Origin of the sequence: Ancylobacter sp. WKF20 (genome assembly GCF_029760895.1) — a bacterium.
Taxonomy (GTDB): Bacteria; Pseudomonadota; Alphaproteobacteria; order Rhizobiales; family Xanthobacteraceae; genus Ancylobacter.
This window is the reverse complement of the sequence record NZ_CP121679.1, coordinates 1689270-1712300: the sequence shown is the minus strand read 5'-3', so window position 1 is coordinate 1712300 and position 23031 is coordinate 1689270. Positions and strand designations below refer to the sequence as shown.

General features: G+C 69.4%; 15 protein-coding genes. 10 read left to right on the top strand and 5 right to left on the bottom strand.

Annotated features, from left to right (window positions below):
- Positions 1 to 59: 59 nt before the first annotated feature.
- Genes AncyloWKF20_RS07900 through AncyloWKF20_RS07885 form a run of 4 tightly spaced genes read left to right on the top strand, consistent with a single transcriptional unit; the run spans position 60 to position 3780 of the window.
- Positions 60 to 1208, top strand: coding sequence for an ABC transporter permease (locus tag AncyloWKF20_RS07900; protein WP_279317324.1), 1149 nt, complete (start codon positions 60 to 62; stop codon positions 1206 to 1208).
- A gap of 19 nt (positions 1209 to 1227) precedes the next feature.
- A complete protein-coding gene (locus tag AncyloWKF20_RS07895; protein WP_279317323.1) occupies positions 1228 to 2049 on the top strand; it encodes an ABC transporter ATP-binding protein in 822 nt (273 codons plus the stop codon).
- 6 nt (positions 2050 to 2055) lie between these two features.
- A complete protein-coding gene (locus AncyloWKF20_RS07890) occupies positions 2056 to 3102 on the top strand; it encodes an MlaD family protein (protein ID WP_279317322.1) in 1047 nt (348 codons plus the stop codon).
- A gap of 57 nt (positions 3103 to 3159) precedes the next feature.
- Positions 3160 to 3780, top strand: a complete 621-nt coding sequence (locus tag AncyloWKF20_RS07885; RefSeq protein WP_279317321.1) for an ABC-type transport auxiliary lipoprotein family protein — start codon at positions 3160 to 3162, stop codon at positions 3778 to 3780.
- 100 nt (positions 3781 to 3880) lie between these two features.
- On the opposite strand, the gene AncyloWKF20_RS07880 is transcribed toward AncyloWKF20_RS07885, so the two are convergent.
- Positions 3881 to 9940, bottom strand: a complete 6060-nt coding sequence (locus AncyloWKF20_RS07880) for an apolipoprotein acyltransferase (RefSeq protein ID WP_279317320.1) — start codon at positions 9938 to 9940, stop codon at positions 3881 to 3883.
- Between the two features lie 380 nt (positions 9941 to 10320).
- On the opposite strand from AncyloWKF20_RS07880, the gene AncyloWKF20_RS07875 reads away from it, so the two are divergent.
- Positions 10321 to 10641, top strand: a complete 321-nt coding sequence (locus tag AncyloWKF20_RS07875; RefSeq protein ID WP_279317319.1) for a 2Fe-2S iron-sulfur cluster-binding protein — start codon at positions 10321 to 10323, stop codon at positions 10639 to 10641.
- On the opposite strand, the gene AncyloWKF20_RS07870 is transcribed toward AncyloWKF20_RS07875, so the two are convergent.
- Genes AncyloWKF20_RS07870 through AncyloWKF20_RS07860 form a run of 3 tightly spaced genes read right to left on the bottom strand, consistent with a single transcriptional unit; the run spans position 10632 to position 13672 of the window.
- Positions 10632 to 11669 (bottom strand): TIGR01620 family protein, encoded by a 1038-nt coding sequence (locus AncyloWKF20_RS07870; RefSeq protein ID WP_279317318.1) that lies wholly within the window; start codon positions 11667 to 11669, stop codon positions 10632 to 10634. The genes AncyloWKF20_RS07875 and AncyloWKF20_RS07870 overlap by 10 nt on opposite strands.
- A gap of 2 nt (positions 11670 to 11671) precedes the next feature.
- Positions 11672 to 13135 (bottom strand): YcjX family protein, encoded by a 1464-nt coding sequence (locus AncyloWKF20_RS07865; RefSeq protein ID WP_279317317.1) that lies wholly within the window; start codon positions 13133 to 13135, stop codon positions 11672 to 11674.
- Between the two features lie 24 nt (positions 13136 to 13159).
- Positions 13160 to 13672 (bottom strand): histidine phosphatase family protein, encoded by a 513-nt coding sequence (locus AncyloWKF20_RS07860; protein ID WP_279317315.1) that lies wholly within the window; start codon positions 13670 to 13672, stop codon positions 13160 to 13162.
- A gap of 280 nt (positions 13673 to 13952) precedes the next feature.
- On the opposite strand from AncyloWKF20_RS07860, the gene AncyloWKF20_RS07855 reads away from it, so the two are divergent.
- Complete coding sequence (locus AncyloWKF20_RS07855; protein WP_279317314.1) at positions 13953 to 14828, top strand: MipA/OmpV family protein; 876 nt, start codon at positions 13953 to 13955, stop codon at positions 14826 to 14828.
- A 266-nt stretch (positions 14829 to 15094) separates the two neighbouring features.
- Positions 15095 to 15511, top strand: a complete 417-nt coding sequence (gene dksA, locus AncyloWKF20_RS07850; RefSeq protein ID WP_267582009.1) for an RNA polymerase-binding protein DksA — start codon at positions 15095 to 15097, stop codon at positions 15509 to 15511.
- Positions 15512 to 15595: 84 nt separating this feature from the next.
- Here dksA and AncyloWKF20_RS07845 read toward each other — a convergent pair whose 3' ends face one another.
- Entirely contained in the window at positions 15596 to 16693 is a 1098-nt protein-coding gene (locus AncyloWKF20_RS07845) for a flagellar biosynthetic protein FliO (RefSeq protein WP_279317313.1), read from the bottom strand.
- A gap of 301 nt (positions 16694 to 16994) precedes the next feature.
- Between AncyloWKF20_RS07845 and AncyloWKF20_RS07840 the strand changes: the two genes are divergently transcribed.
- From AncyloWKF20_RS07840 to AncyloWKF20_RS07830, 3 genes are all read left to right on the top strand, one after another.
- The gene (locus tag AncyloWKF20_RS07840) at positions 16995 to 19508 is read left to right on the top strand and encodes a response regulator (protein ID WP_279317312.1); all 2514 of its coding nucleotides are present in this window, start codon (positions 16995 to 16997) and stop codon (positions 19506 to 19508) included.
- A 36-nt stretch (positions 19509 to 19544) separates the two neighbouring features.
- Positions 19545 to 21188 (top strand): glucose-6-phosphate isomerase, encoded by a 1644-nt coding sequence (gene pgi / locus AncyloWKF20_RS07835; RefSeq protein ID WP_279317311.1) that lies wholly within the window; start codon positions 19545 to 19547, stop codon positions 21186 to 21188.
- A 122-nt stretch (positions 21189 to 21310) separates the two neighbouring features.
- Positions 21311 to 22939, top strand: coding sequence for an alpha-D-glucose phosphate-specific phosphoglucomutase (locus tag AncyloWKF20_RS07830; protein WP_279317310.1), 1629 nt, complete (start codon positions 21311 to 21313; stop codon positions 22937 to 22939).
- Positions 22940 to 23031 lie beyond the last annotated feature (92 nt).

Below are 23031 nucleotides of genomic sequence, written 5' to 3'. Positions count from 1 at the left end.
CGCCGCCGTGCCGTACCCCGCCGCTAGGCGGCGTCGAAACCGAATGGGAGCTGCTGATCTTGGGAGCCGCTGAGGCACCGCTGCTCGCCACGGCGCGCCATGGGCGCGAGCTGGTGATCGTCGGCAATGGCCGATGGGTCGCCGCGCAGGGTCGCGCGCTGGAAGGCGTCGTCGAGGCGGCGCTGGACGAGTTGCGCGCGGGCGGTGCCGAGACGGCGCGACTGGATTTCTCCGGCGTGCGTCGGCTCGACACGGTCGGCGCGGTCATGCTCGACCGGCTGATCCGGACGCTGGACACGGCTGGCGTGCGCGCCCAGCTCGTGGGCCTCGAGCGGCGGTTCCATCCGCTGCTCAAGGAAATCACCAATGGCTGCCATGAGGTGCCGCCGGTTCGCCCGCACACCAATGCGCTGGTCGGCTCGGTCGAGCTGATCGGCAAGGTGGTGGTGGAGACCGGCCAGGACGCGCTGTTCTTCCTCTCCTTCATCGGCGCGGTGGTGGGGTCGCTGCTGCGCGTGGCGGTGCGCCCGCACACCTTCCGCTGGACCTCGATGGTCTATCACCTCGAGCGCACCGGGCTGCGCGCGGTGCCGATCATCGCGCTGATCACCTTCCTGATCGGCTGCATCATTGCCCAGCAGGGCATCTTCCATTTCCGCAAGTTCGGCGCGACGACCTATGTGGTCGACATGGTGGGCATTCTCACCTTGCGCGAACTCGGCGTGCTCATCGTCTCCATCATGGTCGCCGGCCGCTCCGGCAGCGCCTTCACCGCCGAGCTTGGCTCGATGCGGATGCGCGAGGAAGTGGACGCGCTGCGCGTCATGGGCTTCGACCCGAACGAGGTGCTGGTGCTGCCGCGCCTCGTCGCGCTCATCATCGCCGTGCCGCTGCTGACCTTCATCGGCAATATGTGCGCGCTGTTCGGCGGCGGGCTGGTGGCCTGGCTCTATGGCGACATCTCGCCGACCATCTTCCTGCACCGGCTGCAGGAGGCGATCGCGCTCAACACCTTCGAGGTGGGCATGATCAAGGCGCCCTTCATGGCCGCCATTGTCGGCCTCATCGCCTGCATGGAGGGCATGCGGGTCGGGGGCAGCGCCGAATCGCTCGGCGCCCACACCACCGCCTCGGTGGTGAAGGCGATCTTCCTGGTCATCGTGATGGACGGCCTGTTCGCCATGTTCTTCGCCGCGATCGACATGTGAGGGCGAGGGGCTTTCCGACATGATGCACAGCCACAGCAACGCCCTGCCGATCCCCGACATCCAGCCGGGCGAGCCGATCATTTCCGTGCGCGACGTGGTGGTGGGCTTTGGCGAGCGCACCATCCTCAAGGGCCTGTCGCTCGACGTGATGAAGGGCGAGATCATGGGCTTCGTCGGCGCCTCGGGCGGCGGCAAGTCGGTGCTCACCCGCACCATTCTCGGCCTCGTGCCCAAGCGCTCGGGCACGGTGGAGGTGTTCGGCCAGGATCTCGACACGCTGACTTATGAACAGCGCCGGCAACTGGAACAGCGTTGGGGCGTTCTCTTCCAGCAGGGCGCCCTGTTCTCCTCGCTCACCGTGCGGCAGAACATCCAGTTCCCGATGCGCGAATATCTCGACCTGTCACCGCAATTGATGGACGAGATCACCATCGCCAAGGTGGAAATGGTCGGGTTGCAGCCGGATGTCGTGACCAAGATGCCGTCCGAACTCTCGGGCGGCATGATCAAGCGCGTGGCGCTCGCCCGCGCGCTGGCGCTCGACCCGGAAATCCTCTTTCTCGACGAGCCGACCTCGGGTCTCGACCCGATCGGCGCCGGCGAATTCGACGAACTCATCGCCACGCTGCAGCAGACTTTGGGGCTGACCGTATTCATGGTAACCCACGATCTCGACAGCCTTCACACCGTCTGCGACCGCATCGCCGCCCTGGCCGATGGCAAGGTCATCGCCGTGGGACCGATCGACACGATGCTCGCCTCCAAACACCCCTGGGTTACCGCTTATTTCCACGGCAAGCGGGCGCGTGCGGCTGGCTTTGTCGAGCAGGGGGCGCGCTGAGGCATCATGGAAACACGCGCCAACTACATCATCATCGGCCTGTTCACCCTCGCCGTCATCGCGGCGGCCTTCGCCTTTGTCTGGTGGTTCAGCGGCTCCTCCGGCCGTGGGCCGCGCACCAATTATGACGTGGTGTTCAACGGCCCCGTCAGCGGCCTTCAGACCGGCTCGGCGGTGACCTTCAACGGCATCCCGGTCGGTGAGGTGATCGGCCTCCGGCTCGACACGCAGGACCCGCGCCGGGTCGTCGCCACCGTGGCCGTGCAGCCGACGACGCCGGTGAAGTCCGACACCCGCGCCCAGCTCGACGCGCAGGTGCTCACGGGCCTGTCCTCCATCGGGCTGATCGGTGGCAATGCCGGCGCCGAGCCGCTGCCCACCCCGCCGGACGGCCAGCTGCCGCGCATCCAGGCCGATGCCGGCGCGGTGCAGGATCTGATGCAGGGCGCGCGGCAGGTGATGGGCCGCGTCGACGACATCGCCCGCCGGGTCGACGACCTGCTGCGGCTGAACGAGACCAAGATTTCCTCGGTCATCGACAATGTCGACAAGTTCACCACCGCTCTGGGCAATAATTCCGGCAATATCGACCAGCTCATCACCGATGTGAGCTCGGCCGCCAAGCGCATCGACACGCTCGCCGGCAATCTCGACCGCACCGTCTCGGCGATCCAGCCGGAGAAGGTGACGGCAATGGTGAACGACATCAGCCGCTTCACCGCGCAGCTCGATGGCATGTCGAGCAAGATCAATTCGATCCTCGACAATGTGAACGGCCTGACCGCCTCGGAAGAGGGCAAGGGCATGTTCGCCGAGATCACCGGCGCCGCGGCGGAAGTGCGCAAGCTCGCCGCCAATCTCGACGTGCGCACCGCCGAGCTGACCGCGAACATCAACAAGTTCACCGGTCCGGGCCTGCGCCAATACGAGGCGCTGGCGGTCGACGGGCGGCGCACGCTGGCCGAGATCGAGCGGGTGTTCCGCAATCTTGAGCGCAACCCGCGCCAGTTCATCTTCGGCGGCCAGTCCGTTCCGAACTATACGGGGCGCTAGGCGATGGTCCGCGTGAACGCACAGAAGAACAGGGAAGGCCAGGTGAGGTTGACGGACGTGACACGAACCGAGCGCCGCCACCGGCTGGCCGGCACGGCCGCCATTCTCGCGCTCGCCCTCGGGCTCGGCGGCTGCGCCTCGCTGCTCGGCGGTGGCGACAAGGCCCTGCCGACCTTCGACCTGACCGCCCCGGCCGGCTTCAACGCCCCGCGCGCGGGCTCGGCGCAGCTCGTGGTGGCCGGCTCGACCGCGCTGCAGGTGCTCGACACCGAGCGGATCGTCGTCGAGCCGCAGCCCGGCCAGATCACCTATCTCGGCAAGGCGCAGTGGGCGGACCGGCTGCCGGCGCTGTTCCAGGCGCGGCTGATCCAGTCCTTCGAGAATTCCAGCCGTGGCCGCGCCGTGGGCCGGCCGGGCGACGCGATCAATGCCGATTACACGCTGCTGACCGACATCCGCGCCTTCGGCCTCCAGACCTTCGGCGAGGGACCGGAGGCGGTGGTCGAGGTGTCCGCGCGCATCGTCAGCGCCAGTACCGGGCGCATCGTGGCGGCGAAGGTGTTCACCGCCCGCGCCCCGGCCGCCGGCACCAGCGGACCGGACGCGACCAGCGCGCTCGACGCGGCGTCCGATCAGGTGTTCGTGGACATCGTGACCTGGACCGGCGGGCGCGTCTGACGCCCCCGCCCATCCGGCTGTCGCACCCAAGAAAAAGGGCCCCTCGCGGGGCCCTTTTTGCGTTCATGGCGTCTGGACTGTCCGGGCCCCGGACCGGCCGCTAGTCGAAGCGGCCGGCGGCGTGGGCGAGCAGGGTGTAGACCTTGCCGGTGTCCGAGGTCAGGTAGGTCTTGGTGAGCTGCTGGCCGCGCTCGTCGCGCCCGACCTGCTCGATCAGCCGCTCGAACTCGCCGATATAGCGGTCCACCGTGTCGCGGAATTCGAGGTCGCGCCGGTACTTACGGCGGATTTCCTCGAAGGTCTGCTGGCCCTGCATGGTGTAGAGCCGGCGGGTGAACACGTTGCGCTCGCCGCGCTTGTAGCGCTCCCACAGATCGACCGCCGCCTCATGGTCGATCATCCGGGCGATGTCGACGGAGAGCGAGTCGAGCGACTCGATGGCGTGGTGCACCGGGCGCTCGGATTCGCGCTCGACGCGGGCCGGGCGAGCCTCCGGGGCACGGCCGCGCGGGGCGGACGGCGCCAGCGAGGGACCTTCATTGTCGGCGCGGGCGAGCAGTTCCGACAGCCAGCCACCCTGCTGGCCCTCAGTGGGCTGACGGGCCGGGGCAGACGGCGTCGTCACCGGACGGCGCGGGGCTACGGGCGCGGCCGGGGCGGGACGCGCGGCAGCCGGGCGGGGCGGCTCGTAGCGCGGCGCGGCAGGCTGAGCCGGGCGGGCCGGCTCATAACGCGGTGCCGGCTGGGCCTGACGCGGCGCCGGCTGGGCCGGACGGGCGGCGGGCTGAGCCGGGGCAGGCTGAGCCGGGGCGGGACGGGCCGCCACGGGAGCCGGGGCAGGGGTCGGAGCCGGCGTGGGCGCCTGCGCGACCGGAGCGGGCGCCACCGGCGCCGCCACGACGACAGGGGCGGGGGCTTCGATCACCGGAGCGGGCGCCACCGCCACCGGGGCCGGAGCGGGGGCCTGCGGCAAAGGCTGGGGCGCGCGGGCGCGGATGCCATTATCGACATCCAGCGTGCGGCCATGGCGCGAGACGATATCGTTCAGCTCGGCCAGCGCCTTGATCTGCTCGGCGATGGTGCGGCGCATGGCCGAGGCGTTGGCCTCGGTCTCCTCGGGGAGTTCGAGGATGCCGCGCCGCATCTCCTCGCGGGTGGTCTCCAGCATGGTCTTGATGGCGGCGACCGAGTCGCGCAGCTCCTCGGCGGTGCCGTTGAAGCCGCGGCTGGCCTCGCCCATCAGCGTGTTCACTTCCTCGACGGCGAGACGGTAGGTCTCGCGCAGCGAGGCGAGGGTGCGCTCGCGCTCGGCCTCGGTCGCGCTGCGGATGTCTTCCTGCTGGGCGACGATGGTGCTGGTCGACTGGCTGGCGGTCTCGAGGATCTCCTTGGACAGCTCAGCGACGCGCTGCTCCGCCTTGCTGAAGGTCTGCTCGATCGAGCGGGCATAAGCGCTGAGGCGCTCGTCCAGCTCCGCCGTGCGTCCGCCGACCTTCTCGGCGACATCGAGCAGCGCCTGGTGGCGACCGCCGAGCGTCTCGTCGAGATTTTCATGCGCGGCGCCGAGAGCGGTGGCGACGCTGGTGATGATGCCGGCCTGCTGGCTGAAGTTCTCGCTGAGCGCGGTGACATCCTGCAGCACGCTGCCGGAAACCTCGCGCAGTTCGCGGATCTGCTCGTCCATGCGGGTGGAGGCGCCGCGGCTGGCTTCCTCGACGCTGTAGACCGTGCTCTGGAAGGCCGAGAGGCGCTCGCTGATCGCGCCCTCGATGGCGGCGAGGTTGCTGGCCGAGCCGGCCAGCACGTCCTGCAACTGGACATTGACCTCGCCAAGCCGCTCCAGCAGCCCGGCGACATCGCCCTGAAGCGCCTGGTTGGTGGCGCCGATTTCGGCGACGGCGGCACGGCCGCTCTCGGAGATCGCCTCGATGAGGCCGGCGCCGCGCCCTTCGAGCGCACCGACGAATTCCTCGGTGAGGCGGGAGAGCTCGCCGGTGGTGAAGTCCGCCGTCTGGCGGGCCGCGTCGACGATGGTGGCGCCGCGCCCGTCGAGCGCGGTGACCAGTTCCTCGGTGACGCGGGAGAGTTCGCCGGTGGCGAATTCCGCGCTCTGGCGGGCGGCATCGACGATGCTGCTGCCGCGCCCGTCCAGCGTGGAGACGAATTCCTCGGTGAGGCGGGAGAGCTCGCCCGAGGTGAACTCGGCGCTCTGGCGGGCGGCTTCGACGATGTTGTTGCCGCGCCCGTCCAGCGTCTGGACGAATTCTTCGCCAACGCGGGACAGTTCGGTGCTGGCGAATTCCGCCGTCTGGCGGGCGGCGTCGACGAGGGTGCTGCCGCGCTCGTCGAGGGTGCGGATGAATTCCTCGGTGAGGCGGGTGAACTCGGAAGAGGTGACGTCGCTGGTCTGGCGCACGGTCTCCACGAGCTGCGAGCCGCGCCCGTCGAATTCGGCGAGCAGGGCGTCGCTGGCGCGGGCGATCTCGTCCACCACCTGGCCGCTGACATGCTTGACGGTGTCGACGAGGTGCGAGCCGCGGCCATCGAATTCGGTGAGCAGGCCGTCGCCGGCGCGGGCGATCTCGCTCGTCACCTGGCTGGAGAGCTGCTGGAGCGCGGAGACGACGTCGCCGCTCTGGTTGCCGAGATTGGCGAGCAGGTCGTCGCCGATGCGGGCCATTTCGGTCGCGGTGGTCTGGCTGGAGCGCTGGAAGGCGTCCAAGAGGCCGGCAGTGCGCTGCTCGACCGTGTTCAGCACCTCGTCGCTCATCTGCATGAGCTGCTCGGCGCGCCCGCCGGTCGCCTGCTCGAAGGCGGAGACGATGGCGTCGGAGCGGGTTTCCAGAACGTGCAGCAGTTCCTCGCTGGCGCGGGCGATGTCGTCCACCGCGCCGGAGCGGGTGTTGTCGAGCGCGCGCACCAGATTGTCGCGATGGTCGTCAATGGCGGCCAGCAGCTCGCCGCTGGCGCGGGAGATCTCGCTGGTGATGCCGAGGCTGCGGTCTTCCAGCGCCGCGAGCAGGCCGTTGCCGCGCTCCTCGACGATGCGGGCGATTTCCTCGGTGCGGGAGTCGAACAGCGCGGTGACCTCGCCGGCGCGGTCGACCAGCGTGCGGCTGACATTGTCGACCAGGCTGGTGAGGCTGCTTTCGATCTCGCCCGCCTCGTTGCGCAGCTGGCCGGCAACGGCGCCGATGCGCTGGCCGAGCAGGTCCGCCATGGCGGCGCCGCGCACCTCGACGGAGGTGGCGACATTGTCGATGCGGCCGATGACGGTTTCCTCGAAGCGGTTGACCCGCTGGTCGAGCGTCTCGGCGATTTCCTGCGCGCGGGCGGCCAGCGTGCGGTCGGCCTGCTCGATACGGTCGCTGAGCTGCTCGGTGACCGCGCCGGCGCGGTCGTCGAAGAAGTTGCTGAGCACGTCGAGCGAGCGCGTCATCGCGTCGTTCGCCTTCATCGCGCCGTCGGTCAGGGTACGGGCGGCCTGATCCATGCGGTCGCTGATGCCGGCGGTGACTTCCTGCGCGTGCTGGGTGAAGAAGCCGTCGAGCACGCCGAGCGACTTGTCCATCGCCTCGGTGGCAAGGCGCGCGCCCTCGGTCATGGTCTGGGCGAATTCCTGCGTGCGGCCGGCCAGCGTCTCGTTGAGGCCTTCCACGCCGCGGTCGAGCACACCTTCGATATTGGCGATGCGCAGATCGAGCGAGGACGCGACCTGCTCGGTCTTGGCGGTGATCTGGTCGTCGAAGCCGGCGAGGTTGGCGTCCATCGCGCGGGTGATGGCGTCGACCCGCTCGGTGATGCGCTGGACGACGTCCGAGCCATTGGTCTGGAGCACGGTGTCGAAGTCGCGCAGGCCGTCGGTGATCTGCCGGCCGAGCAGCGAGGTGTCGGTGGCGATGCGCGCGGCGAGCTCGTTGCCGCGCACCGAGATGGTCTCCTCCAGCATCTGCAGGCGGGAGTTCAGCATCTCGCGCACCGCTTCGGCGCGGTTGCCGAGGGCGGAGGTCAGCTCGTCCGCCGTCTCGCGGAACTGGTCGGTGGCGCGGTTGCCACGCTGGGCGATGGCCTGGGCCACCTCGTCGCCGGCGAGCGTGATCTGCTCGCTGACCGCCGTGCCGCGATAGGTGATGTCGGAGGACAGGCGCGTGGCGGCATCCGCCAGCGTGTCATGGGCGTTGGCGCCGGCGTCGGAAATCTCGCGCACCACGCGCTGGCCGGTCTCGCCGAGCAGGCGCTCCAGCTCGGAGCCGCGCACGGCGATGGTGTCGTAGATGCGGTTGCCGGTGTCGGCGATGCGGTCGGCGAGGTCGTCGCCGCGCACGGTGATGGTCTCGGCGACGCGGTTGCCGGTCTCTTCCAGCTTGCGCACCACCTCGCCGCCGCGCACGGACATGTCGAGCACGAGGGCCTCGCCGGTGGACTTCAGCGTGTGATTGACCTCGCTGGCGCGGATGGCGATCTCGTCGGCGAGGCGCGTGCCGGTGCCGACCAGCGCCTCGGTGATCTCATCCGAACGGGCGGCCAGCGTCTCGGTCAGCGTGTGGGTGGTGGCGGTGAGCTTCTCGCCCATCTCCGTCGTGCGGGTGGTGACGACGTTGGACAGCTCGGTCGCCGTGGTCAGCAGGCGCGCGCCGATCTCGTCGGTGCGGCTCGCCAGCGTGTCCGTGAGGTTGGCGGTGACGCCGGACAGGCGGGTGGTGATCTCGTCGGTCTGCGAGGTGAGCGTCGAGATGAGATGCTCGCTGGCTTCCGACAGGTTGGTGTTGACGTCGGAGCCGGTGGCCTGCAGGCGGTCGATCAGGTCGCCGCCCTTCTCGGACAGCGCGTCAATGATGGTGTCGCCGACGCGGCCCAGCGCCAGGGTGATGTGCTCGCCCTTGTCGGAGAGCGTGCCGGTGACGCGATCCGCCGCCTCGTTGATGGTGGCGTTGATGCGCTCGCTGACCCCGTCCACCTCATGGGTGAAGGAGAACTGCGCGCCGGAAATCGTCTCACGCAGATGGTCGGCATGGGTGAGGATGAGCTCGCGCTCGGCCTGGAGGCGCTCGATGAGGTGGCGCATGCGCACCTCGTTTTCCTCATAGGCGTGCTCGAGCGAGGAAATCTCGCTGCGCACCAGCGCTTCCAGCTCGCTGGCGCGGGCGATGGTGCGCTCCACGCCGTCATCCATCGCGGCGACTTCGCGGCGCACCACCTGGCTGACATTGACCACGGCATCGGTGCCCGAGCGGTCGGGCTCGGCGATGCGGATCGCCACCTGCGCCATGGAATGGGCGACGATGCGCATTTCCTGCATCCGGCTCACCATGGCGGCGAGCACGGCGAAGAACACCGGCGGCACGACGAGGCCGGCCAGCGTCGTCAGCAGGGCGGTGGAGGAGAACAGATCGGCGCCGGGCTGGCTGAACTGCGCGTAGGAGATCAGGCCGCCAAGACCGAGCCACAGGGCGGAGGCGCCGGTGGCGAGGTAATAGGGCGTCGGCGGCGGGCGGCGCTGCAGCGCGGAGAGCAGCTGGCCGATGGTCTGGCGGTCGTCATTGGCGGCGCGCGGACCCTGCGGGGCCGCACGGTTGGCGCGGCGCGGCTCGGCGGTGGCGGGCGCGGCGACGGCGGCAGCCGCCGCTCCGGCGACAGCGCCGGCGGCAAGGGCGGGCGCAAGGGCTTCCGTCGCGGCGAGGGCCGGCGCGTCGGGAACCTCGTCACGGGCGGCCGGCTCGGCCGATTCCAGGCCGAAATCGAAGCGGGGCTCGATATGGGGCGCGAAGGACGGCTCGGCGTCCGCCGGGTCGGTCAGCGGCAGCTCGAAGGCGTCATCGGGATAGGTCTCGCCGGCCGTGGTGTCGGCGTCGAGATCGCTGGCGCTGAGGAAGGAGGGCTCGTCGAAGAGCGGGTCGCGGAAGGCGTCGTCGCCGGCCGGGTCGAAGGCGCTGGTGCGCTCCTCGATGCGCGGGCCCTGCGGCTCGCGGGCGGGGGGCAGGTCGACGCCGGTCGGGCTGAAGTTCTCGTCCCTTGCCTGCCGTGCGCGCTCGGTCTCGTCCGTCGCCGGCGAGGTGGCATCCGCGTCATCGGTCACAAGGTCGAGGTTCAGAGCCTCCTCGATGGCCGACAGCGCGGCCTCCGCGGGATCCTGATAAACCTTCTTCGTATTCGTCGACATCGGCGCCTGCCTCCGGTCCGTACGCTACTCCGACCGGCTTTCGCCGTCGGCCCGGGGTTAGCGAGAGACTGCCGCTCCGCCCGTCCCGGCAACTACCGGGGCTTGACGAGAGAAACGGCAATCCACCGCACCTTTATCCTACGCTCTTGCACAATAAAAATGGAACTGGGGTTAATGCAGCGATTGAGGTTATCGTTAACGGGCTGTTCACCATGTCCGCTAACGCCTGATTCATGACTGTGGCGGGGATGGTTGCTTGGTCCGAATCTGGGACCCGGAGAGGCGCGGGGTAGGGGCCTCCGGCTCTGGCAATCGGCGGCCATGGGAGCTAGATAGGGCGTCTTCCTTTTAATTCTTCAAGAGCGTCGAAGCCCATCGCCATGGCCAAGATCACCTTCATCGACTCCGCGGGAACCGAACGCACCGTGGAGGCACAATCCGGCTCAACTGTGATGGAAGCGGCGATCCGCAACGGTGTCCCCGGCATTGATGCCGAATGCGGCGGCGCCTGCGCCTGCGCAACCTGCCACGTCTATGTCGACGAGGCCTGGGCGGGGAAGACCGGCGAGCCGGGCCCGATGGAAGAGGACATGCTGGACTTCGCCTCCGACGTGAAGCCGACCTCGCGCCTCTCCTGCCAGATCAAGATCTCCGACGCGCTGGACGGGCTCGTCCTGCGCACGCCCGAACATCAGGGCTGATCGCCGGCTTTGTCGGGCGGTGCCTCGCGGGTGATGAGCCCGGAGGCGACATCCTTCAGCGCCGGCGCGGGCAGCGCCGCAAAGGGCAAAGGCCGCGTCACCTCGATGGCGGCGAGACCCAGCCGCGCCGTGAGCAGCCCGTTCACCACGCCCTCGCCGAGCCGGGCGGACAGCTTGGCAGCTAGGCCGTGGCCGACCACCTGCTGGATCAGCGAATCCCCCGCCGCCATGCCGCCGGTGACGGCGAGATGGGCGATAACCTGACGGAACAGCCGGATCATCCCCAGCGTGCCCGGCCGCCCGCCATAGAGCAGGGCAAGGCGCCGCACGAGACCGATGGCGGTGACCAGCACGAAGATGAGATCGACCGCCGCGCGCGGCGACACCGCCGTGACCACGGAGACGCGCTTGGCGGCGGCGGAGACAAGGCGCGTCGCCTCCGCGTCCAGCGGGCCCATGAGATGGCGCTCGGTGAGGCGCACAAGGTCCGCCCCGTCAATGATCGCGCCGAGATGCGAGGTGAGCTCGGTGCGGGCCCGGTAGAGCCGGGGCGAGGCGCGGGTGACGGCGAGCAGTTCCTGCGTCACCGTCTCGGCGACGCGCCGGTCGTCCTTCGCCAGCGCCTCGGCGGCGCGCTCGCGCAGATGGTTCAGCGTCTTCAGCCGCATCAGTCCGAAGATCTCGCGGGCGAGGATGGCGAGCGCGCCCACGGCGAGGGCGGCGGCGAAGGCGAGGCCGACATAGCCGAGCCAGTCGGCGCGGGCGAACAGATCCTCGATGAGCTTCGAGACGGCGAGGCCGACGCCGAGGCTGACAAGGCCGCCAAGGCCCGACCAGAACAGCGTCGCCCAGCGCGAGGCCTTGGGCGGGGGCACGGGCAGCGGCACATCCTCGGCCGGCTCCAGCGCCGCCGGGGTCGGGGTCACCACGATGGAGCCGCGCGGGGCGGGGCGGCCCACCTCGGCGAAGACGACATCGGGATCGTCGAGCCGGAAGGCCTGCGGGCGGCGGGGGGAACGGTCGGTCATGGTCATTTCAGCCGGTCGCCGAGCAGGAATTCGAGGGCACGGTCGAGGCGTATATGGGGCATGGGCAGCGCCTCGCCATCGCCATTGCGTGTCACCAGCGGCGGGCGGAAGCGCAGGAAGCGGAAATCCCCGCCCTGCGCATCGGCCAGCCCCTTGAAGCCGAGCGTGGGGTCGAACAGCGCGGAGGGGTTTTCCGGCAGGTCGCCGGGGAAGACGGCGGCCTCGGCCAGCCCGTCAAACTCGTCCGCACCGTGCTGGCCCGCCTCGGGCACGCCGACAATGGCCGGCAGATGCGCCCGGCCGCGCTTCACCATCGCCTCGCGCGTGGCGCGGACGGCGGCGAGCGCCACCACGTCGATCTCCGCCCCGGCGCTCGACGCCCGCCCCAGTGCGCGCTCGACGAGGCGGCGCAGGATGGCTTCGAGCGGGTCATGGCTGGTGTGGTGGAGATGGTCGGCCTTCGTGGCGGCGAACAGCACCTTGCCGATGCGGTGGCGGAACAGCGCCGAGAGCCAGGAATTCCGCCCGACGCGGAAGGCCGCGAGAATGCCGTCGAGCGCGGCCTCCAAATCAGCCAGCGCCGCCGGCCCGGCATTGAGCGCGCTGAGCACGTCGATCAGCACGATCTGGCGGTCGAGCCGGGCGAAATGGTCGCGGAAGAAGGGGCGGACCACATTGTCCTTATAGGCCTCGTAGCGCCGGCGCATCATGGCGTGCAGCGAGCCGGGCTTCGCCTCCTGACCGGGTGAGAGGTCGAGCGGGGCGAAGGTAAGCGCCGGCGAGCCTTCGAGATCGCCGGGCATGAGGAAGCGGCCGGGCGGCAGCAGGCTCATGGAGACGGTCTCGGCGCGGCAGGCGGCGAGATAATCGGTAAACAGCGCGGCGAGTTCGCGCGCATGCGCCTCGTCGGCCGGGGCGTCCGGGTCGAGGCTGTCCAGCCGGCCGAGAAAAAGGCCGGCGAGATGCCGCCGGGCCGGGGCGCGGGCAAGGTTCAGGCTGTTGGCGGCGAAGGCGGCGAAGTCCTGATCGAGCAGCGGCAGGTCGAGCAGCCATTCGCCGGGATAATCGACAATGTCGAGGGTGAGCGAGCGCCGCCCGCCGCGCGTTGGCGCGTAGTCGATGGCGAGGCGCAATTCGCTGATGCGGCGCGTGGAGTCCGGCCAGCGCCGCTCATCCACCAGCGTGGCGAGATGGCCCTCATAGTTGAAGCGCGGCACCGCGTCGTCCGGCTGCGGCTCAAGGCGTGCCGCGGCGATGCGGCCCTCATGCATGGCCTGGAACACCGGCAATCGCCCGCCGCGCGCCAGCGCATGGATGAGCGCGGTGGTGAACACGGTCTTGCCCGAGCGCGACAGGCCGGTAATGCCGAGGCGCAGCGTCGGGTTTGCCAGATCCTCCGCCCGGTCCAGCAGGGTCAGGGCGGTGAGGCGGGCCTCGTCGATCAGCTCTTCATACCAGGAGGGCAAAGCGGTTCCTTGTTCTCGGCTCTCTCAGTCTTTCGCCACGCCCAGCGCGCGCGGGGTGACGAATCGCTCCAGCGTGCCCTCGCCGGTGGCGATATGCGCCCAGTCGGCGCCGGGCACGTCGATCACGGCGAGCGCGCCGGTCGGGTATTTCGGCAGCACCTTTACCCGGTGGGCGCGGGTGAGCAGGCGAGCGGCCAGTTCCTCCATGCCGGGATTGTGCCCGACCAGCATCAGCGGCGAGTGGCCGTCCTGCGCGCGGATGATCTCCAGCAGCCGGTCGGCCGAGGCCTCATAGATGCCGGCCTCGAAAGCCGGCGGGGTGTGGGCGGGCCAGGTGCGGGTGGCGATGTCCCAGGTCTCCAGCGTGCGCCGCGCGGGGGAGACCAGCGCGCGGGCGGGAAGAAGGTTGTTCTCCGCCATATAGGCACCGATCGCCGCCGCGCCACGCTCACCGCGCGGGGCCAGGGGGCGTTCACGATCGGCAACGCCCTCCGGCCAGGCGGATTTGGCGTGACGAAGCAGAAACAGGCGCGGCATCGCGGTCCTCCGGCTGATGAGACAGCGGCTCGATACCTTACATATAGGGGCCGAATGACGGCATTGCCCGCGCGACGCTGCGTCCGGGTGCCTCAACCCGCGGCGTTGCCCGAGCGGCCCGGCGGGGCAGGGCGGAGCAAGTCAGGCAAGCTCCTGTTAAGGCTGTCGTGCACGATTATGACCGTCACGTCGTCGGCGGCATCTTACGTGACTTTTCGGCAACCACAGGCGCCGCTTCCTCGTGTATGTATTGTGACGGTTTTTCAGCAGGGTGTGGTCAATGCGTTCGATCGTTGCGACGGGTCTCGTGGTTCTGGCGTCCTCAGTGGGGCTCGCCACGATGGCGTCTGCCGCCGATATGTCCGTGGGGGCGCCGTCGACCGCGTCGGCCAACGTGTCCGCGCCCGCGGCGGTGGATCGCGAATGGACCATCACCGTCGGCGGCTATGTGATGGCCCAGCCCGACTATATGGGCTCGGATGACTATGAGGCGGCCTTCCGCCCGATCATCAGCATCTCGCGCGCCGACAAGCTGAGCCGCTGGCGCAGCTTCAACGACAATCCGAGCATCGCGCTCTACGACACCGGCACGGTCGAGGCGGGTATCACCGGCAAGGTTGACTGGAAGCGCGACGCGGGCGATTCGGACGATCTGCGCGGTCTCGACGATGTCGACTACGCCTATGAGATTGGCGGTTACGCCCAGTGGTACCCGGTCGACTGGCTGCGTCTGCGCGCCGACCTGCGCTACGGCTTCGGCGGCTTCGAGGGCGCGGTGGCCGACTTCGCCATCGACGCGATCTACTTCACCGATTTCTGGGGCGGCATGGCGATCTCCGCCGGTCCGCGCATGACGCTGGCGAGCTCGGGCTATATCGACGCTTATTACGGCATCACGCCGGAAGAATCGGCGTCGGCCATCGCGCTGGGCAACAATCTGGGGACGTATGAGGCGGGCGGTGGCCTGTACTCGGTCGGCTTCGGCGGCCAGATCCTCAAGCGCTTCACGCCGGCGATCCTCGGCTCGGTGTTCGCCGAGTACAAGTATCTCGCCGATGACGCCGCCGACAGTCCGCTGGTCGTGCAGAATGGCGACCGCAACCAGTTCCAGGCCGGCGTCTCGCTGTCCTACACCTTCTTCCTCGGCTTCGATTGAGCCGGGACGAGCATTCCCGGTGCTGAACCAGCGCCCCGGTACCTCATGGTGCCGGGGCGTTTTGTTTTGCGGGGATAACAGGGCTTTCCAGCTTGGCCCGGCACTTGCCTCTTAAGGCGCGGGTCGTCCGGCAACAGCGCGCAAGGCGCTGAAAACGCCGGGGTTTCATGTCGTATGCGTGACGACGAGAACTGTTGTACCGGGCGATCCGGCGGTCTATAAGCGGCGCCCGAAGGGGTGACCCCCGAACACGAGGACGAAGGCCGATGTCGGTGGAGATCGACCAGGAATATCGCCCCCGCGAGGACGAGCCTTTCATGAATGAGCGGCAGCGGGAATATTTCCGCCAGAAGCTGCTCGCCTGGAAGGATGATATCCTGCGCGAGGCGCGTGAGACGCTTCAGCACCTTCAGGACGAAAACCAGAATCACCCGGACATTGCCGACCGGGCCTCTTCGGAAACCGACCGCGCGATCGAACTTCGGGCGCGTGATCGCCAGCGCAAGCTGATCGCCAAGATCGACTCGGCGCTGGAGCGGATCGACGACGGCTCCTACGGCTATTGCGAGGAAACGGGCGAGCCCATCTCGCTCAAGCGCCTCGAAGCCCGGCCGATCGCGACGCTCTCCATCGAGGCGCAGGAGCGCCATGAGCGCCGCGAGCGCGTCTACCGCGACGATTGAGGCGCGGCACGCGATACTGATCTGAAAAGGGCGGCCCGATCATCCGGGCCGCCCTTTTTGTTGGCAGGGAGGGAGGCGCCGCGCTCAGGGGCGCTTGCGTCCCAGCAGGTTCGCCATCTCGATCTCGAACGCATCATCCCCCGGCGCGGCCGGACGGTCCTGCGCGGTGGGGACGACGATGGGCGGTGCCTTTTCCGTGGGTACCTCGTCGCTCGCGGTGAGCGGCGGCAGGATTTCCGGCGCGGCGGCGGCGGTGGGCTCATCCTTCACCGCAATGAGCGGCGCGACATCGAGGATCGGCGCCTCCGGGGCGGGCCGGGTGGCGGGCGTCGCGACAGGAGCCGCGGTGACGGTCACGGTGGTCGCGGTCACGGTCGCGGTGCGCGCGCCCTCGCCGGCGAGGTTGGGACGGCGGAGCGTTTCCTCGAGCTGATCGACCATGCCGGCGAAGAACGGGTCGAGCTTCACCGCGACACGCCCGCCTTCCGACTTTTCCGCCGGATCAAGGCGCGGCTCGGCCTTGGCCTCGGGCCGCACCGGCGGTCGCGGACGGGGCGTGTCCATCACGGCGCGCGGCGGGGGCGGGGAGGCCGGCTCCAGTTCCATGTCGAGGCGCGGCTCGGGGGCGGCGGGTTCGGCCGGCTTCACATTGGTGACGGGACGGCGCGGGGCGGCGGGGCGGATCAGCGGCTCGCGCGCCGCCACAGGCGCGGGGCGCTCGACAGGACGCTCGGCGGCGGGACGCTCGACAGGGCGAGGCTCGGGGCGGGGCTCCGGCTCCGGCGTGCGGGCCGCCACCGGCGCGGCGGCGGGTTCGGGCGGGGCGCGGTGCGGCTCGTCGAGGAAGACCGGGCGGTGATGCGGCTCGCCGTGATGGTGATGGGTGTGTCCGGTCGCCAGCGTCGGCTCGCCGGAGCGGATACCGCTCTCGACGAGGAAATCGCTGCCGCCGCCGAGGATCACGAGGTGCTGCACCTCATCGCGCTGGATCAGTACCAACCGGCGGGTCTGGTCGATCGGCACCTGGTCGAGCACGGCGAGGCGATGGCCGGCGGCGACGCCATGGGCGCCCCGGCGCTTGCCGCGCCGGCCGACGATGAGCGCCAGCACGGCCATGACGGCGAGGCCGCCAAAGGCCAGCCAGATGCCCAGCCCGCTCAGGGAATTCAGCGTGTCGCCCATCGGTTCGGCTCTCCTCAAAACGCCGGATGGCCGCTCTCTGCCACGCCGGTTCGCGCTCTTTGTGTCGCGGAAGCCCGTGCTCGGCAAGGGGAGGGCCATCGGGAGGGCCACCGGGAGGGGCCGCAAGCCGCCCTGCGCGCCCCGCGCCCCGGCGGCAGGGGACGCGGCGCGGGCACCCGGCCTCCCCTGCGAAAACGGGCATAGGGGCGAATCGCCCTTGCCCCGCGTCGGCGGGTCAGGCACCAAGAAGACCTGATGAATCGCTCCCCGCCGCGTCGCGCGGGAGCCTTTTGGCTTGGACATGGCGGATAGCGGACCCGACGATCGCACTCTCGCCCGCCCCGAAATCGGCGGCAGCATCCGGCTGGTGCTGGTGGTCGCGCTGGCTCTTGTCGGCGCCGTCGTGTCGCTGCTTCTGCTCGGCCGGGAGCGCGCCGATCCGTGGATCATCGGGCTCTTGACCGTCCTTGCCGTGGTCGGCGTGTTCGCGCTGTTCGCCTATGCGGCGGGGCTGCTGCGCTTTGGCCTGCCGGACCCGCATGATGAGCTGGCCCGGCGCGTGGTCGACAGCGCGACCGAGGGCATCAGCGTGGTCGATGCGCTCGGCCGCGTGCTCTACGCCAATCCACGCTATTGCGAAATCATCGGCGCGCCGAGCCCGGACGAGGCGCGCCCCGTCGAGCGGCTGTTCACCAGCGATCCCGACGCCTCCGAGGCGGTGTACCGCCTCGCGCAGGGCGTGCGCGAGGGGCGCGCGGCGAGTGAGGAAGTGCGCGTCGCCACCCCTGGCCAGCCGGTGCGCTGGCTGCGGCTCGGTGCCCGCCCGGCGGCGGCGCGCCAGCGTGGCGGGCGTTTCGCGGTGTGGACGGTGAGCGACCTCACCCGCGAGCGCGAGCGGCAGGAAACTGCCTTTCTCGAACTCCAGCACGCCATCGACTATCTCGATCACGCCCCGGCCGGCTTCTTCTCGGCGGCGGGCGGGGCGATCCACTACATCAACGCCACGCTGGTCGACTGGCTGGGCTATGATCTCGCCGAATTCGGCCCCGGCGGTCTTTCCGTCGTCGATCTCGTGCCCGGCCCGGCGGCGGCGCTGCTGACCAATATCGCGCCCGTGCCCGGCGGGGTGCGCACCGAGGTGCTCGACCTCGATCTCAAGCGCAAGAACGGGCAGACCCTGCCGGTGCGCATCTGGCACCGCGTCGCCTTTTCCTCCGACGGCACGCCCGGTGCCTCGCGCACCCTCGTGGTCAACCGCTCGCGCGAGGACAATGCCGGCGATCCCGCCCGCGCTGCCGAGGTGCGTTTCGCCCGCTTCTTCCACAATTCGCCCATCGCCATCGCGACGGTGGATCGCGAGGGCCGCATCGCCCGCGCCAATGCCATGTTCGCCCGGCTGTTCGGCGGACGCGAGGCGGCGCGCGGGCGCCCGCTGGTCGAGGTGATCGGCGAGGCCTCGCGCGGCGCGTTTGCCGGCGTCATCGAGGCGGCGGTGAACGGCCACACCCCGCCGAGCCCGCTCGACATCGGCGCCGAGCGCGATGGCGGGCGCTCGGTCCGCTTCTATGTCGCCCCGGTCGAGGACGAGGCGGCGGGCGGCGAGGCGGCCATCGTCTACGCCATCGACACGACCGAGCAGCGCACGCTGGAAGCGCAGTTCGCCCAGTCGCAGAAGATGCAGGCGGTCGGCCAGCTCGCCGGCGGCGTGGCGCACGACTTCAACAATGTGCTGACTGCCATCATCGGCTATTCGGACCTCCTGCTGGCCAATAGCCGGCCGACCGATCCGTCCTTCCAGGACGTGATGCAGATCAAGCAGAACGCCAACCGTGCCGCCGGTCTCGTGCGGCAGTTGCTGGCCTTCTCGCGCCGCCAGACGCTGCGCCCGCAGGTGCTGAAGCTCGGCGACGTGATGAGCGACCTCTCCATGCTGCTGCGTCGCCTGCTGGGCGAGATGGTCAAGCTGGAAGTGAAGGAGGGCCGCGACCTCTGGCCGGTGAAGGCGGACCTCAACCAGTTCGAGCAGGTCATCGTCAATCTCGCGGTGAATGCGCGCGACGCCATGCCCGAGGGCGGCACGCTGACCATCCGCACGGTGAATGTGCCGGCCGAGCAGGCGGAGTTCTACGCCGAGGCCGGCCTGCCGCGCGCCGACCATGTGCTGGTGGAAGTGACCGACACTGGCACCGGCATTCCGCCCGCCATCATCGACAAGATCTTCGAGCCGTTCTTCTCCACCAAGGAAGTGGGCAAGGGCACGGGCCTCGGCCTTTCCACCGTCTATGGCATCGTCAAGCAGACCGGCGGCACGTTGCAGGTGGAGAGCGAGGTCGGCCATGGCTCGGTGTTCCGCGTCTTCCTGCCGCGCCACATCCCCGAAGTGGTCGATGTGCCCGCCCGCGCCGAGGTGGAGGCGCCGGCCAAGCCGCAGGATCTCACCGGACGCGGCACGCTGCTGCTGGTCGAGGACGAGGAAGCGGTGCGCGCCTTCGCCGCCCGCGCGCTCGCCTCGCGCGGCTATCAGGTGCTGGAGGCCGGCTCCGGCGTCGAGGCGCTGGAGGTGATGGCCGAGCATGGCGGGGAGGTTGACCTCATCCTTTCCGACGTGGTGATGCCGGAGATGGACGGCCCGACCCTGCTCAGGGAGCTGCGCGGCACGCATCCCGACATAAAGGTGATATTCATGTCGGGCTATGCCGAGGAAGCCTTCGCCAAGAACCTGCCGGAGGGTGCGGATTTCGGCTTCCTGCCGAAACCGTTCACTCTGAAGCAGCTTATCGAGGCAGTTAAGAAAAGCATGGGGCGCAGCGACTAGTAAGCTGGGCTCCGGTTCATGAGTTCGGAGAGACGTATGAGCACCGCGACCGATCCCGTCTTCAAGGCCCTGTCCGCCGACCGCGCGGCGCGGGCGTCGCAGAAGGTCGCGGCGCTGTTCGCCCAGGATGGCGAGCGCTTCGCGCGCTTCTCGGCCACCTTCGAGGACGTGCTGCTCGACTTTTCCAAATGCTCGCTGTCGGCCGACACGCTCGCTCTGCTGATCGACCTCGCCCGCGCGGCGGGCGTCGAGGAGAAGCGCGCGGCGATGTTCGCGGGCGTGCATATCAACCTCACCGAGGACCGCGCCGTTCTGCACACGGCGCTGCGCAACCGCAGCGCGACGCCGTTCCATGTGGATGGGCAGGATGTGCGCGGCGATGTCGCCAAGGTTCTGGCCGATATGGGCGCCTTCGCCGAGGGCATCCGCTCGGGCACGCTCACCGGCGCGACCGGCAAGGCGATCACCGACATCATCAATATCGGCATTGGCGGTTCGGATCTCGGGCCGGTGATGGCGACGCAGGCGCTCGCGCCCTATCACGACGGCCCGCGCGCGCATTACGTCTCCAATGTCGATGGCGCGCATCTCTTCGACACCATCAAGCCGCTTGATCCGGCCACCACGCTGGTGATCGTCGCCTCCAAGACCTTCACCACGCAGGAGACGATGGCGAATGCCGCCAGCGCCCGGCGCTGGGTGGTCGAGGCGCTCGGCGAGGCGGCGGTGGGGCACCATTTCGCGGCGGTCTCCACCGCGCTCGACAAGGTGGCGGCCTTCGGCATCGCGCCCGACCGGGTGTTCGGCTTCTGGGACTGGGTCGGCGGGCGCTATTCGGTGTGGTCGGCCATCGGCTTGCCGGTGATGATTGCCATCGGCCCGGAGAATTTCGGCCGCTTCCTCGATGGCGGCCATGCCATGGACGAGCATTTCCGCACCGCGCCGCTGGCGCAGAACCTGCCGGTGCTGCTCGGCCTCGTCGGCATCTGGCACCGCGACGTGTGCGGCTACGCCACCCGCGCGGTCATTCCCTATGACCAGCACCTTGCCCGCCTGCCGGCCTATCTCCAGCAGCTCGACATGGAGAGCAACGGCAAGCGCGTGACGCTTGACGGCACCGAGGTCGCCCATGACACCGGCCCGGTGGTGTGGGGCGAGCCGGGCACCAATGGCCAGCACGCCTTCTTCCAGCTCATCCACCAGGGCACCAGCCCGATCCCGGTCGAGTTCCTCATCGCCGCCAAGGGCCATGGCGAGGACGCGCTGCCCGGCCTGAAGCGCCAGCACGCCATGCTCATCGCCAACTGCCTCGCCCAGTCCGAGGCGCTTATGCGCGGGCGCACGCTGGAGGAGGCGAAGGCGCAGCTGCTCGCCGCCGGCCGCGACGAGGCCACCGCCAGCAAGATCGCCCCGCACCGCGTCTTCCCCGGCAACCGGCCCTCCGTCACCATCGCCTATGAGCGGCTCGATCCCTACACGCTCGGGCGCCTCATCGCGCTCTATGAGCACCGCGTGTTCGTGGAAGGGGCGATCTGGAACATCAACAGCTTCGACCAGTGGGGCGTCGAGCTCGGCAAGGAACTCGCCAGCACGCTGCTGCCGGCGGTGGAGAGCGGGCAGGCCTCGCCCGACCTCTCGGCCTCCGCTGCCGGGCTGCTCGCCCATCTGACGGGCCGATAGTCTCAACCGTCATCCCGGACGCCGGTCTGGCCGGCGCGCCGGGATCGCTCGCCGCGCCATGCGCGATCCCGGATCGGCCTGCGGCCCTCCGGGATGACGACCAAGAATTCAGAGGGGGAAACATGATCCGCACCGTCGCCACCACGCCCTTCGAGGGCCAGAAGCCCGGCACTTCGGGCCTGCGCAAGAAGGTGCAGGTCTTCCAGCAGCCGCATTATGTGGAGAATTTCGTTCAGGCGCTGTTCGACAGCCTGGCGGAATTCGAGGGCGAGACGCTGGTGATCGGCGGCGACGGGCGCTTCTATAACCGCGAGGCGATCCAGATCGTCATCAAGATGGCGGCGGCGGCCGGCTTCGGGCGGGTGCTGGTCGGCAAGGGCGGCATCCTCTCCACCCCCGCCGCCTCCTGCGTCATCCGCAAGCATGAGGCGTTTGGCGGCATCATCCTCTCGGCCAGCCACAATATGGGCGGCCCGCACGGCGATTTCGGCATCAAGTACAATATCGGCAATGGCGGCCCGGCCCCCGAACCGGTGACCGACGCGATCTTCGAGCGCTCCAAGACCATCAGCGAATACCGCATCAGCGACGCACCGGATGTCGATCTGGACACGCTCGGCCTCACCCGCGTCGAGGACATGGTGGTCGATGTCGTCGACCCCGTGGAGGACTATGCCGAGCTGATGGGGACGCTGTTCGATTTCGACGCGATCCGCGACCTGTTCGCTACCGGCTTCACCATGCGCTTCGACGCGATGAGCGCGGTGACCGGCCCCTATGCCACGGCGATCCTCGAGGAGACGCTGGGCGCGGCGCCGGGCACGGTGGTGCATGGCGAGCCGCTGCCGGATTTCGGCGGGCATCACCCCGACCCGAACCTGGTCCACGCCAAGGATCTCTACGACCTGCTGATGTCGGATCATGCGCCGGATCTCGGCGCGGCGTCCGATGGCGATGGCGACCGCAACATGATCATCGGCCGGGGGCTCTACCTCACCCCCTCCGATTCGCTGGCCCTCATCGCCGCCAACGCGCATCTGGCGCCCGGCTACAAGGATGGCATCAAGGGCATCGCCCGCTCCATGCCGACCAGCGGCGCGGCGGACCGGGTGGCGGCCAAGCTCGGCATCACCTGCTACGAGACGCCCACGGGCTGGAAGTTCTTCGGCAACCTGCTCGATGCCGGCCTTGCCACGGTCTGCGGCGAGGAAAGCTTCGGCACCGGCTCCAACCATGTGCGCGAGAAGGACGGGCTGTGGGCCGTGCTGATGTGGCTCAACATTCTGGCCGTGCGCCGGCAGAGCCTTGCCGACATCGTCAGCGCGCACTGGGCGGAATATGGGCGCAACTTCTACACCCGGCACGATTATGAAGAGGTCGATGCGGCCGCCGCTGACGGGCTGGTCGGCGAGCTGCGCCGCCGTCTCGACGGACTGCCGGGCACGGTCATCAACGGCCTTACCGTCGAGAAGGCGGACGACTTCGCCTATCACGACCCGGTCGATGGCTCGGTGACGACGCGCCAGGGCGTGCGGATCTTCTTCACCGACGGCTCGCGCATCGTCTATCGCCTGTCGGGCACCGGCACCGCCGGGGCGACGCTGCGCGTTTATATCGAGCGCTTCGAGCCGGATGCCGGCCGGCACGGCATCGACACGCAGGAGGTGCTGGCGGACCTGATCGAGATCGCCCGCTCCCTGCCGGACATTCCCGGCCGCACCGGCCGCACGGCGCCGAGCGTCATCACCTGACACAAACGAAAAACCCGCCGCGTCGTGCGCGGCGGGTTTTTTCGTTGTCCGGATCCGCGAGAAGGGTGTTCGCCAGCCGACGTTGTCCCTCC

What these genes read in the sequence shown, in the direction of transcription:
- AncyloWKF20_RS07895 (WP_279317323.1), top strand. Translation starts at nt 1,228, where the DNA reads ATGATGCACAGCCACAGCAACGCCCTGCCGATCCCCGACATCCAGCCG.
- AncyloWKF20_RS07890 (WP_279317322.1), top strand. Translation starts at nt 2,056, where the DNA reads ATGGAAACACGCGCCAACTACATCATCATCGGCCTGTTCACCCTCGCC.
- AncyloWKF20_RS07880 (WP_279317320.1), bottom strand. Translation starts at nt 9,940, where the DNA reads ATGTCGACGAATACGAAGAAGGTTTATCAGGATCCCGCGGAGGCCGCG.
- AncyloWKF20_RS07875 (WP_279317319.1), top strand. Translation starts at nt 10,321, where the DNA reads ATGGCCAAGATCACCTTCATCGACTCCGCGGGAACCGAACGCACCGTG.
- AncyloWKF20_RS07870 (WP_279317318.1), bottom strand. Translation starts at nt 11,669, where the DNA reads ATGACCGACCGTTCCCCCCGCCGCCCGCAGGCCTTCCGGCTCGACGAT.
- AncyloWKF20_RS07860 (WP_279317315.1), bottom strand. Translation starts at nt 13,672, where the DNA reads ATGCCGCGCCTGTTTCTGCTTCGTCACGCCAAATCCGCCTGGCCGGAG.
- AncyloWKF20_RS07855 (WP_279317314.1), top strand. Translation starts at nt 13,953, where the DNA reads ATGCGTTCGATCGTTGCGACGGGTCTCGTGGTTCTGGCGTCCTCAGTG.
- dksA (WP_267582009.1), top strand. Translation starts at nt 15,095, where the DNA reads ATGTCGGTGGAGATCGACCAGGAATATCGCCCCCGCGAGGACGAGCCT.
- AncyloWKF20_RS07845 (WP_279317313.1), bottom strand. Translation starts at nt 16,693, where the DNA reads ATGGGCGACACGCTGAATTCCCTGAGCGGGCTGGGCATCTGGCTGGCC.
- AncyloWKF20_RS07840 (WP_279317312.1), top strand. Translation starts at nt 16,995, where the DNA reads ATGGCGGATAGCGGACCCGACGATCGCACTCTCGCCCGCCCCGAAATC.
- pgi (WP_279317311.1), top strand. Translation starts at nt 19,545, where the DNA reads ATGAGCACCGCGACCGATCCCGTCTTCAAGGCCCTGTCCGCCGACCGC.
- AncyloWKF20_RS07830 (WP_279317310.1), top strand. Translation starts at nt 21,311, where the DNA reads ATGATCCGCACCGTCGCCACCACGCCCTTCGAGGGCCAGAAGCCCGGC.